This window comes from Bacillus clarus, assembly GCF_000746925.1.
Taxonomy (GTDB): domain Bacteria; phylum Bacillota; class Bacilli; order Bacillales; family Bacillaceae_G; genus Bacillus_A; species Bacillus_A clarus.
Genome location: NZ_JMQC01000008.1, coordinates 1,533,024 through 1,547,190 on the forward strand (window position 1 = coordinate 1,533,024; position 14,167 = coordinate 1,547,190).

Annotated in this window: 14 protein-coding genes and 1 pseudogene; 5 read left to right on the forward strand and 10 right to left on the reverse strand. The window is 37.3% G+C overall.

Features of this window, described 5'->3' with window-relative positions:
• Positions 1–61 precede the first annotated feature (61 nt).
• From accA to dnaE, 5 genes are all read right to left on the reverse strand, one after another.
• Positions 62–1,036, reverse strand: a complete 975-nt coding sequence (accA, locus tag DJ93_RS08630) for an acetyl-CoA carboxylase carboxyl transferase subunit alpha (protein ID WP_042980270.1) — start codon at positions 1,034–1,036, stop codon at positions 62–64.
• On the reverse strand, positions 1,024–1,893 hold the full coding sequence (accD, locus tag DJ93_RS08635; protein WP_042980271.1) for an acetyl-CoA carboxylase, carboxyltransferase subunit beta: 870 nt from the start codon (positions 1,891–1,893) through the stop codon (positions 1,024–1,026). The genes accA and accD overlap by 13 nt, the downstream gene beginning before the upstream one ends.
• 185 nt (positions 1,894–2,078) lie before the next feature.
• A complete protein-coding gene (locus DJ93_RS08640) occupies positions 2,079–2,723 on the reverse strand; it encodes a FadR/GntR family transcriptional regulator (protein ID WP_042980272.1) in 645 nt (214 codons plus the stop codon).
• A 14-nt stretch (positions 2,724–2,737) separates the two neighbouring features.
• On the reverse strand, positions 2,738–3,946 hold the full coding sequence (ystJ, locus tag DJ93_RS08645; protein ID WP_161785269.1) for an NADP-dependent malic enzyme: 1,209 nt from the start codon (positions 3,944–3,946) through the stop codon (positions 2,738–2,740).
• Between the two features lie 133 nt (positions 3,947–4,079).
• On the reverse strand, positions 4,080–7,406 hold the full coding sequence (gene dnaE / locus DJ93_RS08650; RefSeq protein ID WP_042980275.1) for a DNA polymerase III subunit alpha: 3,327 nt from the start codon (positions 7,404–7,406) through the stop codon (positions 4,080–4,082).
• Positions 7,407–7,523: 117 nt separating this feature from the next.
• Here dnaE and ytrH point away from each other — a divergent pair, with 117 nt between their 5' ends.
• Positions 7,524–7,862, forward strand: coding sequence for a sporulation membrane protein YtrH (gene ytrH, locus DJ93_RS08655; RefSeq protein ID WP_042980276.1), 339 nt, complete (start codon positions 7,524–7,526; stop codon positions 7,860–7,862).
• Complete coding sequence (ytrI, locus tag DJ93_RS08660) at positions 7,859–8,362, forward strand: sporulation membrane protein YtrI (RefSeq protein WP_042980277.1); 504 nt, start codon at positions 7,859–7,861, stop codon at positions 8,360–8,362. Before ytrH ends, ytrI begins: the two co-directional genes overlap by 4 nt.
• A gap of 35 nt (positions 8,363–8,397) precedes the next feature.
• Here the strand turns inward: ytrI and DJ93_RS08665 are convergent, their stop codons facing one another.
• The gene (locus tag DJ93_RS08665; protein WP_042980278.1) at positions 8,398–9,330 is read right to left on the reverse strand and encodes a DHH family phosphoesterase; all 933 of its coding nucleotides are present in this window, start codon (positions 9,328–9,330) and stop codon (positions 8,398–8,400) included.
• A 186-nt stretch (positions 9,331–9,516) separates the two neighbouring features.
• Between DJ93_RS08665 and DJ93_RS08670 the strand changes: the two genes are divergently transcribed.
• On the forward strand, positions 9,517–9,822 hold the full coding sequence (locus tag DJ93_RS08670) for a YtpI family protein (protein ID WP_042980280.1): 306 nt from the start codon (positions 9,517–9,519) through the stop codon (positions 9,820–9,822).
• 8 nt (positions 9,823–9,830) lie between these two features.
• Here DJ93_RS08670 and DJ93_RS08675 read toward each other — a convergent pair whose 3' ends face one another.
• Both DJ93_RS08675 and DJ93_RS08680 read right to left on the reverse strand, forming a co-directional pair.
• Positions 9,831–10,094, reverse strand: coding sequence for a DUF3949 domain-containing protein (locus DJ93_RS08675; protein WP_042980281.1), 264 nt, complete (start codon positions 10,092–10,094; stop codon positions 9,831–9,833).
• A 173-nt stretch (positions 10,095–10,267) separates the two neighbouring features.
• On the reverse strand, positions 10,268–11,581 hold the full coding sequence (locus DJ93_RS08680; RefSeq protein ID WP_042980283.1) for a CBS domain-containing protein: 1,314 nt from the start codon (positions 11,579–11,581) through the stop codon (positions 10,268–10,270).
• 246 nt (positions 11,582–11,827) lie between these two features.
• Between DJ93_RS08680 and DJ93_RS33165 the strand changes: the two genes are divergently transcribed.
• Positions 11,828–11,989, forward strand: a complete 162-nt coding sequence (locus tag DJ93_RS33165) for a hypothetical protein (RefSeq protein ID WP_042980284.1) — start codon at positions 11,828–11,830, stop codon at positions 11,987–11,989.
• Between the two features lie 39 nt (positions 11,990–12,028).
• On the opposite strand, the gene DJ93_RS08690 is transcribed toward DJ93_RS33165, so the two are convergent.
• Positions 12,029–12,712: a metal-dependent hydrolase gene (locus DJ93_RS08690; protein ID WP_042980285.1), complete on the reverse strand. Its 684-nt coding sequence runs from the start codon at positions 12,710–12,712 to the stop codon at positions 12,029–12,031.
• A 149-nt stretch (positions 12,713–12,861) separates the two neighbouring features.
• Between DJ93_RS08690 and pepQ the strand changes: the two genes are divergently transcribed.
• Positions 12,862–13,959, forward strand: coding sequence for a Xaa-Pro dipeptidase (gene pepQ / locus DJ93_RS08695; protein ID WP_042980286.1), 1,098 nt, complete (start codon positions 12,862–12,864; stop codon positions 13,957–13,959).
• Between the two features lie 30 nt (positions 13,960–13,989).
• On the opposite strand, the pseudogene DJ93_RS35005 reads toward pepQ, so the two are convergent.
• Positions 13,990–14,109, reverse strand: a pseudogene (locus tag DJ93_RS35005) (DUF3221 domain-containing protein); the annotation flags it as partial.
• Positions 14,110–14,167 lie beyond the last annotated feature (58 nt).

A 14,167-nucleotide genomic window follows, 5' to 3' on the forward strand; every position in this document is an offset into this window, starting at 1 on the left:
GGAGAAGATGTGTCTTTTCATAATAAAAACGTGCATTCGCGAAGAGGAACGCACGCTTTTCTTATTTTATCCAAATGGAAGCGTTTGAAAACGAAACTTGCCCAATTTTCATATATTTTTCATAACGTTTTTCGATTAGATCATCTTTCGAAATACCGTTTAATTGTTCAAATGTTTTCTTCAACATTAAATCTATATTTTCTGATTGTTTTAAAACATCACGATGTGCACCGCCGCGCGCTTCTGGAATAATTTCGTCAATTACACCTAATTCTTTCAAATCCGCTGCTGTAATTTTCATCGCCTCTGCAGCTTCTTTTGCTTTTCCTGCATCTTTCCAAAGAATCGCTGCCGCACCCTCTGGTGTAATAACAGAATAAGTGGAATTTTCTAGCATATGAATGTAATCTCCTACTCCAAGACCTAACGCACCGCCACTGCCACCTTCGCCAATAACGATACAAACAACAGGTACAGTTAAGCCTGCCATTTCAAATAAATTACGAGCAATAGCTTCACTTTGCCCGCGTTCTTCAGCTGCTTTACCAGGATAAGCTCCCTTCGTATCAATGAAACAAATAATTGGGCGGTTAAACTTCTCCGCTTGTTTCATTAAACGCAGTGCTTTTCGATACCCTTCTGGATGAGGCATTCCAAAATTACGACGAATATTTTCTTTCGTATCTTTTCCGCGTTGGTGCCCAATTACAGTTACAGGCATCCCCTTATATTTCGCGATACCGCCGACAATCGCTGCATCATCGCCAAAAACACGATCTCCATGGCATTCAAAAAAATCAGTAAATAAGTGCTCAATATAATCGAGCGTTGTCGGTCGTTCTGCATGGCGAGCAATTTGAACACGGTCCCATACTTTCATATTGCCGTATATATCTTCCTCTAAACTTTCTAGCTTTTCTTCCAAAATACGAATCTCCTCACTGAAGTCCATCTGGCTGTTTTTCGTATAGTCTTTCAGTTCACGAATCTTATTTCTTAGCTCAACAACTGGTTTTTCAAATTCTAGCTCTGCCATACAGCCATTTCCCCTCCTTGATGAACTTCTAAAATCTTACGGAGTGACTCTCTCATATCATCACGATGCACAACCGCATCTAATTGACCGTGCTCTAGTAAAAATTCTGCCGTCTGGAAATCCTCCGGTAGCTTCTCACGCACTGTTTGTTCAATTACGCGTCTACCAGCAAATCCAATTAGTGCACCTGGCTCTGCAAGATTGTAATCACCAAGTGAGGCGAAACTCGCTGAAACCCCTCCCGTCGTCGGATGAGTCATAACAGAAATAAATAATCCTCCTGCATTACTATGCTTTTTCAAAGCTACGCTTGTCTTAGCCATTTGCATTAAACTTAATATACCTTCTTGCATACGAGCACCACCGGATGCAGTAAAGATAATAAATGGAACTTGTAAGTCGTATGCCTTTTCCACCGCACGAGCAATCTTTTCACCTACAACAGAGCCCATGCTGCCCATTCGAAAGCGAGAATCCATTACTGCAACAACAACGAGCATATCATCAATTGTTCCTTCACCAGTCACAACCGCTTCATTCAATTCTGTTTTCTTACGATCACTCTCTAGTTTCTCTTCATAGCCTTGAAACTGGAGTGGATTTAAAGAAACCATCTCTTTGTCATACTCACGGAATGAACCTTCGTCCAATATGCTATCAAGGCGTTCCCATGCATTCATTGGATGGTGATATCCGCAGTTCACACATACTTTTAAGTTTTTAAGAAGCTCTTTCGTATACATGATTTTCTTACATTTCGGACATTTTGTCATAACACCATCTGGCACATCTTTTCGTACTTGTTCTGAAGGTATTGCAGCGTACTTTTTCTTTTTCACGAATAAATCTCTTAGCACAATTTGACCCCCTTTGTCGAGAGCTAAGGTTAGGGTAAGAAGAAAATTGGGCTAACACCGAAGTTTGATGTTAGCCTTGTCTTCTCAATCTGTCTAATAACCTCTCTCTTTACGTTTAACTTTAACCGCTATGCGATAGAATGTTTGTCATAACGTGTCATGGTCATTTCGACAAATTTTATACATTACGAATGAAACTGTATGTTCTCTACTAATTCATTATAAATTTTCAGCGTATCCTCTTCTTGTTTCGCTTCCAAATTAGTATAAAGCTTTCTATACATTTCGATAGAATCGAGTGAAACTTCGCAAGAAAGAGTTGCAACGTAATCATTTACAATCATCCAAATGCGATAGAGTAAATAATTGTCCACTTGTTCAATAAGCGTTTTAAAAAACGTTTGATGAAGCATTTGAATTGAGCTTTCGTTCTTTTCAAGCACTTGGTGTAATTTACTCAGCACTTTAGAAAACGTTTCTTTCGGCAAATTACATACGATTCGAATCATATCTTTTTCAAGTAATCGTTTCGTCTGTAATAAATCACGAATCGTTTTCTCATCTTGCAATAGAAATGGAGCGATTAATTGCACAAGACCGTTATCGTAAAAGTTTCGAATAAACGTCCCTTCGCCACGTCTCGTTTCAATTAATCCTACAAGTTCTAAAGCACGTAACGCTTCTCTTACAGAAGAACGTCCAACGTTTAAACGCGCACTCAACTCACGCTCAGACGGCAAACGATCCCCTGCTACTAAACCATCCTCTTCCATAATGGAACGGATTTTCTTTACAATTTCGAGATATACTTTTGTATTTGATGATGTCAATGGAAATTCCTCGCTTATTCTTTACCAATCAGCGCTAATTGTTTCGTTTTCTCAGCGATTTCATTTGGATCTACTTGACGGCGAGCTACTCCTGTCTCCATTGCTGCTTTCGCAACGTAAGCAGCTACTTGAGGCGCTACACGCGCGTCAAACGGAGCTGGAATGATATAGTCTGCATTTAACTCATCAGCCGTTACAAGCTCTGCAATGGCTTGTACAGCTGCCATCTTCATTTCTTCGTTAATTTGTGTCGCATGTACATCAAGTGCACCACGGAAAATACCAGGGAACGCTAGTACATTATTTACTTGGTTCGGGAAGTCAGAACGACCAGTTCCAACAACAGCTGCGCCCGCTGCTTTCGCCAATTCTGGCATAATTTCTGGAACTGGATTCGCCATTGCAAAAATAATCGCATCGTCATTCATTGTACGAACCATTTCTTCAGTTAATGCACCTTCTGCAGATACACCAATGAATACGTCCGCACCTTTTACAACATCAGCTAAAGAACCTTCTACACGACTCTTATTTGTATATTTTGCAACTTCATCTTTCACCGGATTCATACCGGCAGGGCGACCTTCATAAATCGCACCTTTACGGTCACACATAATAACGTCGCGTACACCATAGCGATATAAAAGTTTAATAATTGCAATACCTGCTGCACCTGCGCCATTTGCGACAACTTTAATGTCAGACATTTTCTTTCCAACTAGTTTCAGCGCGTTTACAAGGCCCGCTACTGTTACGATAGCTGTTCCATGTTGATCATCATGGAATATAGGAATGTTTGTCTCTTTTTTCAAACGTTCTTCAATAATAAAGCAGTTTGGTGCTGCGATATCTTCTAAGTTTACACCGCCAAAAGTTGGCTCCATTAATTTTACAGTTTCAATAATCTTATCTACATCGTTTGTATTTAAAGCAATCGGGAATGCATCTACACCAGCAAAGCTCTTGAATAATACAGCTTTACCTTCCATTACTGGAAGAGATGCTTCAGGTCCAATGTTACCAAGACCAAGTACAGCTGTTCCATCTGTTACAACTGCTACCATATTTCCCTTCATTGTATATTCATATACCTTGCTTTTATCGTCATAAATTTCTTTACAAGGTTCTGCAACCCCTGGAGAATACGCTAGACTTAAATCTTTCGCATTTTCTACTTTTACTTTTGATACAGTTTCTAATTTTCCTTGATGCACTTTATGCATGTGAAGTGCTTCTTCACGAAGTGTTGACAAACTATCCACTCTCCTCAAATTATTCTTGCTGATATCAATTTCTCCAAGTGGTCTGACCACGAACACTACTACTATAATAATCGAAATGTAGGGAAATTGTCCATTATATTTTCACGACGACATTTTCCTCCCCGACAATTTCACGAAGTGCTCCTAAACATTCTTCACTCGGATGAATCGATAAACTACGAGACAATTGTACCATTTTATGTTCCTTTTCATAATAAATTAGTACTTTCACAAAACCTGAATAGTTAAACAATATTTTTCTAACCTGATTTAACAGCTTTTTTTCATACTGCGATGGCAACTTCACATAAATAGATGCCTCTTTCATTTCGTTATAAACATCCATTTGTTCTAGCGGATATAGTCCGTTTACAATCCATTGCAATTTATGATTTCTTTGCTCAATTGTTCCCTCTACTAAAACAATTTCCCCTTCTCGTAATCGTTCCGAAAAATGTATATATGTTTCTGGGAAGAGGACCGCTTCCATTTCATCATTTTGATCACAAAATGTGACAAACGCCATTTTTTGCAATTTTTTCGTACGAATTACTTTCACACCTGTTATATATACGATAGCTCTCTGTACTTTCCTCTTATGTCTCATCGCTTGGGCGAGAGAAGGAATTTCCAATTCTTTTACGAGCTTTGCATATTGAGCTGTCGGATAGCTAGATAAATAAAAACCGAGTACTTCTTTCTCCTTATTTAACTGTTCAATAAAGGATAGTTCTTCCCCTTGTACATATTTCGATTTTGGAACAGCATCCCCTAAATCACGTGCAAGGTTAGCATACTCTAGTGCACCTTTCAGACTATCACTTAACGTCGTTCTCGACATTTCAAAGTCATCAAAACATCCAGACCAAACAAATGCTTCTAAATTACGCTCTGTCACAAACTTTGATGGCATACGAAGACAAAATTCAAATAAATCTTCGAACGTTTTTTTCTCTCGTTCTTCGACTACAGCATTCACCGTAGCCATTCCGATATTACGAATCGAAAGTAAACTGTAACGAATTGCATTTCCTTCTATTTCAAAATTGTAACTACTTCGGTGCAGGGACGGGGGTAAAACATGAAAACCTTTACGCTTTGTTTCTCGTATATATTGTACGATCTTATCTTCATTTCCAATTGCGCTTGATAATAGTGCTGTCATAAACTCAAGCGGATAATTTGCCTTTAAATAGGCAAGTTGATATCCAATCATACTGTACGCTACCGCGTGACTTCGGTTAAAACCGTAATTAGCAAATCTGACTATTAAATCATAAATTTGTTCTGCAGATGTCTCATCATATCCATTTCGTAAACATCCTTGAACAAAATGTTTTCGTTCTTGATCTAAAATATCACGATTTTTTTTACTTACTGCACGGCGTAATAAATCTGATTCACCAAGCGAAAATCCAGCTAACTTCGATGCAATTTGCATAATTTGCTCTTGGTATACAATAACGCCATATGTTCTTTCTAGCATTGGTTTTAAATCTGGGTGTAAATACTCAATTTGACGCTTGCCATGCTTTGATTCAATGAAGGTAGGAATTTGTTCCATCGGTCCTGGACGATACAATGCGTTAACAGCGACTATATCTTCAAATTCATTTGGCTTTAACCCACGAAGTACATTCCGCATCCCGCCGGATTCAAGCTGGAATACACCTGTCGTATCTCCTCTTCCTAACAGCTGAAACGTCTTTTCATCTTGAAGAGATAGATTTCTTATATCAATTTGTTTTCCTGTTTTCTTCACGATAAAATTAAGAATATTTTCAAGTAACGTTAAATTACGTAATCCTAAAAAGTCCATTTTTAATAGACCAAGTTCTTCTAATGCATCCGCTGGATATTGCGTAACGTACACATCGTTATGTCCTTCTTGAATGGCCACACTTCCCGTTAATGGCTCTTGACTCATAATAACTCCAGCTGCATGAATAGATGTATGACGCGGCAATCCTTCTACTCGCTTTGCAATTTCAAAAACACGCTCGTGCAAAAGATTTCCTTGTATAAACTCGCGAAGAGGTACAGATTCTTTATACGCATCCTTTAGCGTAATACCAAGTTTTGATGGAATAAGTTTTGAAAATAAATCAATATCTCTTGGCGGAAGTCCCATTACACGGGCAATATCCCTAATTGCTGCTTTTGCAGCAAGTGTTCCGAACGTAACAATTTGAGCAACACGAAGCTGACCATATTTATCTTTTACATAACGAATCATCTCATCACGTCTTATGTCCGGAAAATCAATGTCAATATCTGGAAGCGTAACGCGTTCAGGATTTAAAAATCTTTCAAATAATAAGTCGTATTCAATTGGGTCAATGTCTGTAATTTCTAATACGTAAGAAACGAGTGAACCCGCTGCTGAACCACGCCCTGGTCCTGTTAAAATATTATGTTCATGTGCATACTTCATGAAATCCCAAACAATGAGAAAATAATCACTAAAGCCCATGCGAGAAATAACTGTAAGCTCATGATCCAAGCGCTTTATATGCACTTCTTTCGGTGTACTGTATCGCTTCTTTAATCCCTCTTCACAAATACGGCGTAAATATACGTCACTTGTTTCATTAGATGGAACCGGAAACTGCGGTAGTTGATTGACATGGAACGGAATCTCCACACGGCAACGCTCGGCAATTCGTATTGTATTATGAATTGCTTCTTCCGCATGAGAAAATAATGCCTCCATTTCAGCGGATGACTTTAAATAATATTGATCTGTTTTCAGTCTCGGTCTATCTGGGTCAGTCATTTTCGTTCCACTTTGAACAGATAGTAAGCATTCATGCACAAGTGCATCACTTTGATTAATATAACGCACATCATTTGTCGCAACGACCGGAATATTTACATCGCTAATAAACTGAGGTAATTTTTCTTGCAGCAGTAGTTCATCTTGAATTGCATGATGCTGCAAACCCATGTAGAAACTACTAAACATATTTTGATACGTACGAGCCACTTCTTCAGCCTGGCTCTCTTTATCTTCTAACAATAACTGTTCAATTTCTCCACCTTTCCCTGGTGAAATCGCAATTAATCCTTTCGCATAATGAGCAAGCCACTTCTTCGGAATACCATCTTTTGACTTCGTCATAATACTGCTAGAAATTTTTAGTAAGTTTTGATAGCCTATTTCATTTTCCGCAAGTAAAACGAGCGGATAAGCCTTCTCTTCTTCCTCGCTAAAAACAGAAGCTGTTAAGCCAATGATAGGCTGTATACCATTTTTCTTACATGCTTTATAAAACGGAATCACTCCGTACATCACATTTTCATCTGTAATTGCAAGAGACGAAAAACCAAGTTCTTTCGCCCGAGCGACAAGTTCATCAATTTTACAAGCACTTTTTAATAAACTAAAAACGGTTTGACATTGTAAATGCACAAACTTCACTGTTGTACCCTCTCTTTACCTATTTGACTACTTTCATTATAGGTGATGAGGAAAGCGGAAATCAAAACATACTTCTCATACTTTGTCCATATATATGAAGAAGAAAGGGGAATGACGATGGATGTAAGAGAACATACTTTTTTCTCTCTTCTTATTATTAGTTACTTTATCGCCTTTGGAGTAATACTTGGCGGCTCATTAATTGGAGGTATCGGTGCATTTCTTATTGGGAAACCCGCTCTTACTTCAATTAGTCAATTCGCACAAAACTTAAGAATTTGGGCACTCGTTGCAGCAATCGGTGGAACTTTCGATACGTTTTATAGCTTTGAAAGAAGTTTTTTCGGTGGAGATATGAAGGACATTGTAAAACAAATTCTTCTTATTTTTTTCGCAACAGGCGGCATGCAAACCGGTCTTATCATTATTAAATGGCTTACGCAGGATCATGTATGAGGGTACCAAGTGCAAATACTGCGAAACGGTGGTATTTATTTTTATCTGGCGCGGCTGTTGGGGGCGTTTTGAGCTGGTTTATTTTTTTGTACATATACGGCGTTTTCCAACAAGAACAAGCTAGTACAATTGCAGAGCAAAAACAAATCATAGACAAACAAGAAGCAAAACTTCACGTTCTCCTTGAAGATCAAGAGAAATTGAATAAAGAAAATAAACAACTCTTAACCATTCAAGAAATCAAAATTAAAATTGTAAACCGAGATAAATATGATTTAGACAACCTTACGCTCGAAAATATGACCACTGCCATTCATAATGACCTACAGCATCTTTTAACGAAAAATATTCAAAGCATTGCCAAAAATAAGGACCTACTCAAAAAGGCAATCGAAAACAAAACTTATAAACATTACGACCGAATCTATCGTTTTAAAGTTGATACAATTTCTTTTGATACCGTACTTGAAATTAGTATTGATATACAAAAAGAAAAGTAGGGCTTTTGCGCTCTACTTTTCTTTTTGTACTTATCTTATTTACAAATCTCACGTAAATCTGCGAATAGACGATCCGCTTCTTCCCAAGAAGATGCTTTTGCACCAGAAGCCATCGGATGCCCCCCACCATTATATTGCATTGCTAATTTATTAATAACAGGTCCTTTTGAACGAAGACGAACACGAATTACATCTTCTTCTTCTAAAAATAGAACCCATGCTTTTAATCCGTCAATATTTCCAAGCGCCCCAACAACACCAGATGCTTCAGAAGGAAGTACATCAAACTCTTCTAGCACTTCTTTTGTAAGCTTAATATATGCCGCTCCTTCCTCTACCATCGTAAAGTTTTGTAAAATGTAGCCGTTTAAACGAGCAATTTTTTCTTTCGTTTTATACATTTCATTGTATAACTCAGTAAATTCTACACCCATTTCGACAAGCTCACTTACATAGCGAAGTGTTTTTGCTGATGTATTCGGGAATAAAAAACGTCCTGTATCCCCAACAATCCCTGCTAAAATAAGGCGAGCAGCTTCTTTTGTAATCGTTAATCCTTTATCTTTTCCGTAAGAATAAAACTCATAAATTAGCTCACTTGTAGAACTTGCTGTCGTATCAACCCACGTAATATCTCCGTATGGATCTTCATTTGGATGATGATCAATTTTAATTAACATCTTTCCTTTTGTGTAGCGCTGATCGCAAACACGCTCTTGATTTGCTGTATCACAAACGATAACAAGTGCATTTTCATATACACTGTCTTCAATATCATCCATTGCTCGTAAATATGATAAAGAAGGCTCATTGTATCCAACCATATAAACCTTTTTCTCTGGAAACGATTCTTGAAGAATTGTACCAAGTCCGCACTGAGAGCCTAAAGCATCAAGATCCGGACGTACATGACGGTGAATAATAATTGTATCAAACTCTTTAATCGCTGCTAAAATTTGTTCGTGCATATGTATAGTCTCCTTTTTATTCATTCAACTTTTTCACTTTATTCTCCATTATAGCGGAAAATATTTCATCCATGCGAACAATTGCTTTATAATAGAAATTAGAAAGTTTAGATATTTCTTTCTTCTCCACTAGCAGTTCAAAGTTCACAGAGAAACATAACATACAAAATGATGGGGGATTGTATTATGCCAGTATTAGTCTTTTGTATTATCGTCTCATTTATGTTGTATCTCTTCTACAAAACAAAATATTTTCGTACAAATCGTCCAATGGAGAAAGGTTGGCTTGCTGGGAAATCCGCTATGGCACTCGGTTTATTCGTTATGTTATTCGGTGCGAACCAATTCTTTCTCGAACTCTCGACCGCACGTATCATCGTTGGTGCGTTATTTATTTTATTTGGTGGTGCCAGTATTTTTAATGGATTCCGTCAATATAAACATTTCTTACCGCTCGCAGTAGAGGAAGCAGAAGCTTATAAAGCAATGTAAAAAAAGCATCAAAATTGTGATGCTTTTTTACGTCCTTTTATTTTCAAAATCATATATGCAACGAGTGCAGATGGTAAATTAAATGGGTTTCCTTGTACGTGAAAGTGTAATTGTTCTTCTTCAAAAGACATCTTTTTATACATCTCCTGCTGCGAGAGACCTGTCCGTTTCTTTCGTTCACTTAATCCTTCTATGTACAAATATTGAATAGGTATCATCACAAGAAAATAGAATAGTGCGACACTACCAAAAAAGAGTAGTTCTGATGACATATTACATACCACCTTTCCCTTTTTTATAACCAGTATCTTACAATTCGATTATATCACAAATGAAATACCAAATGAAGGGATTATCCATTCTCTTCATTCACTATTTTCTTTATAAAAAGAGCGGAATAAATCTTCCTTTTCACAGGATTCTTCATTCCACTCTTTCCGAATGCTTATCGATCAATTAACTGCACCATAAGCAGCGCTTTACCAACAACGTTCCCATCATGATGCACTTCTACATCAACTTTACCAAATTTGCGCCCAATTTCTAATACTTTCGGATGAACCGATACAATATTGTCAATTTGCACTGGTTTTACAAAATAAATCGTTAAATTCTCTACAATTAAATCACTTTTCTTCTGTGCACGAATGACGCGATTCGTCGCTTCCGTAACAATTGTTGCGAATACACCATAAGATAACGTCCCGATTGAATTCGTCATTTGCGGTGTCACTGAGAATTGATACGTATGCTCATTTTTTGATTCTTTCGAATTTACAAATTGATTCGTTACAATATCATCGATTGTTTCCCCAACTTGCGGTTGACGCTGAATCATTTGCAACGCCTGAAGTACATCTTGACGGCTAATGATTCCTTGCAGTTTATTCCCTTCTTCTACAACAGGAAGCAATTCAATTCCTTCCCAAACCATCATACGTGCTGCAGCTGCTACAGACATCTTTCCATTTACCGTAATAGGCTGCTTCGTCATCACTTTATCAATCGGCGTTTCTTTCGCAACACCAATCATATCTTTCGAAGTTACGATACCTAATACTTTTTTATTTTCATCTACAATTGGATAACGTCCATGCATCGTTTCTTCATTATAGGCATGCCATTGTTGTACTGTATCACTAGGTTTTAAATATACTGTTTCTTCAATTGGTGTTAAAATATCTTCAACAAGTACAATTTCTTTCTTAATAAGCTGATCATAAATCGCGCGGTTAATTAGTGTTGCAACAGTAAATGTATCGTAGCTACTTGAAATAATCGGCAACTTCAATTCATCTGCTAATTTCTTCACATGATCTTCCGTATCAAATCCGCCCGTAATTAAGACTGCGGCCCCTGCTTCTAATGCGAATTGATGTGCATTCGTACGGTTTCCAATAATAAGCAAGTTTCCCGCTTCTGTATAACGCATCATCGCTTCTAACTTCATGGCTCCAATCACGAATTTATTTAACGTTTTATGTAACCCTTCTCTGCCCCCAAGTACTTGACCATCAACAATATTGACGACTTCCGCATATGTTAGTTTTTCGATGTTCTCTTTCTTCTTTTGCTCAATTCGAATTGTTCCAACACGTTCAATTGTACTAACATATCCTTTATTTTCTGCATCTTTAATCGCTCGATAAGCCGTCCCTTCACTTACGCTCAAATCTTTCGCAATTTGCCTTACAGAAATTTTATGCCCTACCGGCAGGCTATTAATATGTTCTAAAATTTGATTATGTTTGGTAGCCAAATGGTTTCACCATACTTTCTTTTCCCTAAATTCATCATATGTTGTATTTTCAGTATACTATATTTTCAAAACTGTTACACTCTATCTTTGGATATCTGTACTATTTTTTTTATAACAAAATGACCCTTACATCCCATTGGTCATTTTATTACGACAGTGTAATGCTTCTGTCACCTCATTCGATAGTTTGTCCTTAGTTTCAACGATACAATAAAGACAAGAAATGAAACAAAGGAGCGCATGAAAATGAAAAAATTTTTAGAAGTTGTAGGTGCTGTATTTTTAGCTTTTGTTGATGGGAAAAGAGTCGCGATGGAATTAAATGAAACACCCGAACAACCATTACCACCGAAAAAAGAAACAAAAACAAAACAAACACAATCTTTCAAAGCAATATTACACACATAAAAACCCTTCACTTGTCTTTCAAAATGAAGGGTTTCTTTTTTACAGTGTGATACATTCTCCAGCTTCTAATACTTTACCTGTACATTTTTTTAGTTTTTCAACAAATTGATATGGATCTTGCTCAATAACTGGGAACGTATTGTAATGCATCGGTACAACTGTTTTCGCATCAATCCATTTCGCTGCTAAAACAGCATCATCTGGTCCCATTGTAAAATTATCACCAATTGGTAAAAATGCTAAATCAATATGATTAAGTTCTCCAATTAACTTCATATCAGAAAATAGTGCTGTATCTCCTGCATGATATACCGTTTTCTCTTCCGACGTAAATAAAATACCTGCTGGCATACCTGTATATGTAATTGTTTTATTTTCTTCATCAATATAACTAGAACCGTGGAATGCTTGTGTAAATTTTACTCTTCCAAACTCAAATTCGTGTGAGCCACCGATATGCATTGGATGTGTATTTACACCTTGCCACCCTAAAAATGTCGCTAATTCAAACGGAGCTATAACGACCGCGTTATTTTTCTTCGCAAGGGCCACTGTATCACCGACATGATCACCATGTCCGTGTGATACAATAATTGCATCTACTTTTACATCTTCAGCCTTTAAATCTGTTTTTGGATTCCCTGTTAAAAATGGATCAATTAAAATAACCTTTCCGTTCGTTTCAATCTTTACAACTGAATGCCCATGATAAGATACTTTCATTGTTACATTCCTCCCCTTATTCACATTCACACTTTCTATTCTACATGATTTCACAATTCCCTGTCTTTTCTAATATCGATATACTTGTCATAACGCTTTCATCCGATGTAAAGTTATATATGTAACTGAAATCTCGGAGGTGCTAATTCATGAATACTAGATTAGAAAATTTAATGCAATGGCTAAAAGAAAAAAACGTAGAAGCTGCGTTCTTAACTTCTACACCAAACGTCTTCTACATGACAAACTTCCATTGTGAACCACATGAAAGACTACTCGGTCTATTTGTATTCCAAGAAAAAGAACCAATTTTAATTTGTCCAAAAATGGAAGAAGGCCAAGCGCGTAACGCTGGTTGGACACACGAAATTATCGGATTTACTGATACTGATAGACCATGGGATATGATTGCAAAAGCAATGAAAGACCGTGGTATTAATGCAAATGCAGTTGCAATTGAAAAAGAACATTTAAATGTAGAACGTTATGAAGAATTAACAAAACTATTCCCGAAAGCAGCTTTCAAATCTGCTGAAGAAAAAGTTCGCGAACTGCGCTTAATTAAAGATGAAAAAGAACTTTCTATCTTACGTCAAGCAGCTCAAATGGCAGACTACGCTGTTGAAGTTGGTGTAAATGCAATTCAGGAAAACCGCAGTGAATTAGAAGTATTAGCAATTATTGAACATGAATTAAAAACAAAAGGCATACATAAAATGTCATTTGATACGATGGTATTAGCGGGTGCAAATTCTGCTCTTCCACATGGTATTCCAGGTGCAAACAAAATGAAACGCGGCGATTTCGTACTATTTGATTTGGGCGTAATCATTGACGGTTACTGCTCTGATATTACGCGTACAGTAGCATTTGGCGATATTTCTGAAGAACAAACGCACATTTACAACACTGTACTTGCAGGTCAACTACAAGCAGTCGAAGCATGTAAACCAGGCGCTACATTTGGCGCAATCGACAATGCCGCTCGCTCTGTTATCGCAGATGCAGGTTACGGGACCTTCTTCCCGCACCGCCTTGGTCACGGACTTGGAATTAGCGTTCACGAATATCCAGATGTAAAAGAAGGAAACGAGTCTCTATTAAAAGAGGGTATGGTATTCACAATTGAACCAGGTATTTACGTACCAAACGTAGGCGGCGTTCGTATTGAAGATGATATTTACATCACAAAAGACGGATCAGAAATTTTAACGAAATTCCCGAAAGAATTACAATTTGTAAAGTAATAAAAAAGGTAGCGTGATTGCTACCTTTTTCTATTTCTCTACTATTTCAAATTTCTCTACAATCATTTTCTCCGAATAACTTTCAAAAATTCGAGAAGACCATACTTTAATTTTATATCCTGATTTTAGCTGCTTATGTGTACTTTCATCATTGTCTATATGTAAAGAAACTACACGCGAAATTGAAAAATTGTTACAGGAGCTTCGC